Below are 5,393 nucleotides of genomic sequence, written 5' to 3'. Positions count from 1 at the left end.
GCGTCCGCTCCTTGAGAACTCAACAGCGTGCCGAAAGTCAGTGCCAAGTAATACCCCGTCCCGGGCCTTTGGTGGTCTGGGTGGGATTCCTTTGGTTGATTGATATCGCGATCTGTCAGGTCGCGGTTCTCAGCCGGTATCAGATCATCTACGGAGAGTTTGATCCTGGCTCAGGACGAACGCTGGCGGCGTGCTTAACACATGCAAGTCGAACGGTGAACCTCTTCGGAGGGGATCAGTGGCGAACGGGTGAGTAACACGTGGGCAACCTGCCCCCGGCTCTGGGATAACTCCAAGAAATTGGGGCTAATACCGGATGTTCACCGCTGTCCGCATGGATGGTGGTGGAAAGGGTTTCCGGCTGGGGATGGGCCCGCGGCCTATCAGCTTGTTGGTGGGGTAGTGGCCTACCAAGGCGACGACGGGTAGCCGGCCTGAGAGGGTGACCGGCCACACTGGGACTGAGACACGGCCCAGACTCCTACGGGAGGCAGCAGTGGGGAATATTGCGCAATGGGCGGAAGCCTGACGCAGCGACGCCGCGTGGGGGATGACGGCCTTCGGGTTGTAAACCTCTTTCAGCAGGGACGAAGCGCAAGTGACGGTACCTGCAGAAGAAGCACCGGCCAACTACGTGCCAGCAGCCGCGGTAATACGTAGGGTGCAAGCGTTGTCCGGAATTATTGGGCGTAAAGAGCTCGTAGGCGGTTCGTCGCGTCGGCTGTGAAAACCCGGAGCTCAACTCCGGGCCTGCAGTCGATACGGGCGGACTTGAGTTCGGCAGGGGAGACTGGAATTCCTGGTGTAGCGGTGAAATGCGCAGATATCAGGAGGAACACCGGTGGCGAAGGCGGGTCTCTGGGCCGAAACTGACGCTGAGGAGCGAAAGCGTGGGGAGCGAACAGGATTAGATACCCTGGTAGTCCACGCCGTAAACGTTGGGCGCTAGGTGTGGGGGCCATTCCACGGTCTCCGTGCCGCAGCTAACGCATTAAGCGCCCCGCCTGGGGAGTACGGCCGCAAGGCTAAAACTCAAAGGAATTGACGGGGGCCCGCACAAGCGGCGGAGCATGTTGCTTAATTCGATGCAACGCGAAGAACCTTACCTAGGCTTGACATGCACGGAAAAGCGGCAGAGATGTCGTGTCCTTCGGGGTCGTGCACAGGTGGTGCATGGTTGTCGTCAGCTCGTGTCGTGAGATGTTGGGTTAAGTCCCGCAACGAGCGCAACCCTCGTTCCATGTTGCCAGCACGTGATGGTGGGGACTCATGGGAGACTGCCGGGGTCAACTCGGAGGAAGGTGGGGATGACGTCAAATCATCATGCCCCTTATGTCTAGGGCTGCAAACATGCTACAATGGCCGGTACAAAGGGCTGCGATACCGCGAGGTGGAGCGAATCCCAAAAAGCCGGTCTCAGTTCGGATTGGGGTCTGCAACTCGACCCCATGAAGTTGGAGTCGCTAGTAATCGCAGATCAGCAACGCTGCGGTGAATACGTTCCCGGGCCTTGTACACACCGCCCGTCACGTCACGAAAGTCGGTAACGCCCGAAGCCGGTGGCCCAACCCTTGTGGAGGGAGCCGTCGAAGGCGGGATCGGCGATTGGGACGAAGTCGTAACAAGGTAGCCGTACCGGAAGGTGCGGCTGGATCACCTCCTTTCTAAGGAGCACTGGCCGGTGGACCGCTTCTCTCGGGGAGTGTCTGTCGGCCCAGAGCCACGCCCACCGCGGGATGGCTTCTCAACTGTGAGGAGTCGCGGGCTGGTGGGGTGGTGCTCGAGGGTGGAACGCTGACCAGTTCGGCCGGCCGCTGCTGCGGCCTCCTAGTACGGCATCGCGTCTTCGGGCGCCGGTGCGGGGAACGGGGGTCGGGGGAGTCGGGTCGGTCGTAGGCACGCTGTTGGGTCCTGAGGGAGCGGGCCCCGTCCGCCGGTGCGAGCCGGCGCGGGCGGGGGTGCTGTCTCTCCGGGCCTCCGGGATCTCACAACGCTCCACCGTCCTGCGGGACACCGGTGGGGGTCGGGTGGGGTCGGTGTCGGAGGTCGCGGGTTGGTCGTTGAGAACTGCACAGTGGACGCGAGCATCTTTGATTCTCTGTATTGCTTGCCCGTGCGCGCTCCTTGCGGGGTGTGGGCGGGTTTCGAGTGATGCCAGAGTTCGCGTGTTTGTAGGTTTGTGTGTGGCCAAGATGTTGAGGGCACACGGTGGATGCCTGGGCACCAGGAGCCGATGAAGGACGTGGGAGGCTGCGATAAGCCTCGGGGAGCTGCCAACCGAGCGTTGATCCGAGGGTGTCCGAATGGGGGAACCCCGCACCAGTCATGTGGTGTGACCCGCGCCTGAACACATAGGGCGTGCGGAGGGAACGTGGGGAAGTGAAACATCTCAGTACCCACAGGAAGAGAAAACAACCGTGATTCCGTGAGTAGTGGCGAGCGAAAGCGGATGAGGCTAAACCGTCTTCATGTGATACCCGGCAGGGGTTGTGGAGGCGGGGTCGTGGGACCGATCGTGCCAGTTCTGCCGGACTGGCGGGGAGTGAGAAAGCGCAGTTGTTAGTGGAAGGCCTCTGGAAGGGGTCGCCGTAGAGGGTGAGAGCCCCGTACACGAAAACGCTGCGCCTCCTTGTTGTCGTGTTCCCAAGTAGCACCGAGCCCGTGGAATTCGGTGTGAATCTGGCGGGACCACCCGCTAAGCCTGAATACTCCCTGGTGACCGATAGCGGACAAGTACCGTGAGGGAAAGGTGAAAAGTACCCCGGGAGGGGAGTGAAATAGTACCTGAAACCGTGTGCCTACAAGCCGTGAGAGCCGTGAATCCGCGCCTCGTGCGCGGGCGGTGATTGCGTGCCTTTTGAAGAATGAGCCTGCGAGTTAGCGGTACGTGGCGAGGTTAACCCGTGTGGGGTAGCCGTAGCGAAAGCGAGTCCGAACAGGGCGCATCAGTCGCGTGCTCTAGACCCGAAGCCGGGTGATCTACCCATGGCCAGGTTGAAGCGCGGGTAAGACCGCGTGGAGGACCGAACCCACCAGGGTTGAAAACCTGGGGGATGAGCTGTGGGTAGGGGTGAAAGGCCAATCAAACCCGGTGATAGCTGGTTCTCCCCGAAATGCATTTAGGTGCAGCGTCGCGTGTTTCTTGCCGGAGGTAGAGCACTGGATGGCCGATGGGCCCCACAAGGTTACTGACGTCAACCAAACTCCGAATGCCGGTAAGTGAGAGCGCGGCAGTGAGACTGCGGGCGATAAGGTTCGTAGTCGAGAGGGAAACAGCCCAGATCATCGGCTAAGGCCCCTAAGCGTGTGCTAAGTGGAAAAGGATGTGGGATCGCAGAGACAACCAGGAGGTTGGCTTAGAAGCAGCCACCCTTGAAAGAGTGCGTAATAGCTCACTGGTCAAGTGGTTCCGCGCCGACAATGTAGCGGGGCTCAAGCACACCGCCGAAGCCGTGGCATCCACGAGGTATCCCGCCGACTCTCTTCGTGAGGGCCGGCCAGGTTCGTGGGTGGGTAGGGGAGCGTCGTGTGGCGGGTGAAGCGGCGGAGGAATCCAGCCGTGGACGCCACACGAGTGAGAATGCAGGCATGAGTAGCGAGAGGGGAGTGAGAACCTCCCCCGCCGGAAGACCAAGGGTTCCTGGGCCAGGCTAATCCGCCCAGGGTGAGTCGGGACCTAAGGCGAGGCCGACAGGCGTAGTCGATGGACAACGGGTTGATATTCCCGTACCCGCGAAGGAACGCCCATGCTGAACCCAGCGATGCTGACCCACCGAAACCGCTCACTGCTCTTCGGAGGAGTGGGTGGGAGTAGCTGGGGACCCGGACTGGTAGTAGGCAAGCGATGGGGTGACGCAGGAAGGTAGTCGGGCCGGTGAGTGGTAGTACCGGTGCAAGGGTGTGGCCCGTGGTGTAGGCAAATCCGCACCGCATACAGGGTGAGGCCTGACGCATAGCCGAATGAGGCGAATCCGATGATCCTATGCTGCCGAGAAAAGCCTCTAGCGAGTTCCGAGCGGCCCGTACCCCAAACCAACTCAGGTGGTCAGGTAGAGAATACCGAGGCGATCGAGCGAACTGTGGTTAAGGAACTCGGCAAAATGCCCCCGTAACTTCGGGAGAAGGGGGGCCGTCTACCGTCAACACTCTTGCAGTGGGCAGCGGTGGGTGGCCGCAGAGACCAGTGAGAAGCGACTGTTTACTAAAAACACAGGTCCGTGCGAAGTCGTAAGACGATGTATACGGACTGACGCCTGCCCGGTGCTGGAACGTTAAGGGGACGGGTTAGTGCACCTCGTGTGTGCGAAGCTCAGAACTCAAGCGCCAGTAAACGGCGGTGGTAACTATAACCATCCTAAGGTAGCGAAATTCCTTGTCGGGTAAGTTCCGACCTGCACGAATGGCGTAACGACTTCTCAGCTGTCTCAACCACAGGCTCGGCGAAATTGCACTACGAGTAAAGATGCTCGTTACGCGCGGCAGGACGGAAAGACCCCGGGACCTTCACTACAGCTTGATATTGGTGTTCGGTTCGGCTTGTGTAGGATAGGTGGGAGACTGTGAAGCCGGCACGCCAGTGTCGGTGGAGTCGCCGTTGAAATACCACTCTGGTCGAATTGGATGTCTAACCTCGGTCCGTGATCCGGATCAGGAACAGTGTCAGGTGGGTAGTTTAACTGGGGCGGTTGCCTCCCAAAATGTAACGGAGGCGCCCAAAGGTTCCCTCAGCCTGGTTGGCAATCAGGTGTCGAGTGCAAGTGCACAAGGGAGCTTGACTGTGAGACCGACGGGTCGAGCAGGAGCGAAAGCTGGGACTAGTGACCCGGCACCGGCATGTGGAAGCGGTGTCGCTCAACGGATAAAAGGTACCCCGGGGATAACAGGCTGATCTTCCCCAAGAGTCCATATCGACGGGATGGTTTGGCACCTCGATGTCGGCTCGTCGCATCCTGGGGCTGGAGTAGGTCCCAAGGGTTGGGCTGTTCGCCCATTAAAGCGGTACGCGAGCTGGGTTTAGAACGTCGTGAGACAGTTCGGTCCCTATCCGCCGTGCGCGTAAGAGACTTGAGAAGAGCTGTCCCTAGTACGAGAGGACCGGGACGGACGAACCTCTGGTGTGCCAGTTGTACCGCCAGGTGCACTGCTGGTTGGCTACGTTCGGCAGGGATAACCGCTGAAAGCATCTAAGCGGGAAGCTCGCTTCGAGATGAGGTCTCTCACCCAGTCAATGGGGTAAGGCCCCCGCCCAGACCAGCGGGTTGATAGGCCGGAAGTGGAAGCACCGCGAGGTGTGGAGCTGACCGGTACTAACAGGCCGAGGGCTTGACCACACACCTTCCTGCCAACACAAGACAGGTGTTCACACAAAGCGTCCACTGTGCAGCTCTGAACGC

At 60.1% G+C, this 5,393-nt stretch carries 2 rRNA genes; both read left to right on the top strand.

The window, feature by feature from the left end:
• The first annotated feature begins 147 nt into the window (after nucleotides 1-147).
• Nucleotides 148-1,664: ribosomal RNA gene (locus tag ACI79X_RS23340) — 16S ribosomal RNA — on the top strand.
• A gap of 521 nt (nucleotides 1,665-2,185) precedes the next feature.
• Nucleotides 2,186-5,330: ribosomal RNA gene (locus ACI79X_RS23335) — 23S ribosomal RNA — on the top strand.
• The 16S and 23S rRNA genes sit together here, the layout of an rRNA operon.
• Nucleotides 5,331-5,393: the final 63 nt, after the last annotated feature.

The sequence above is a fragment of the Geodermatophilus sp. SYSU D01119 genome (assembly GCF_054049975.1).
The sequence above is the reverse complement of the archived record's forward strand: the minus strand, read 5'-3'. Positions and strand labels throughout refer to the sequence as shown.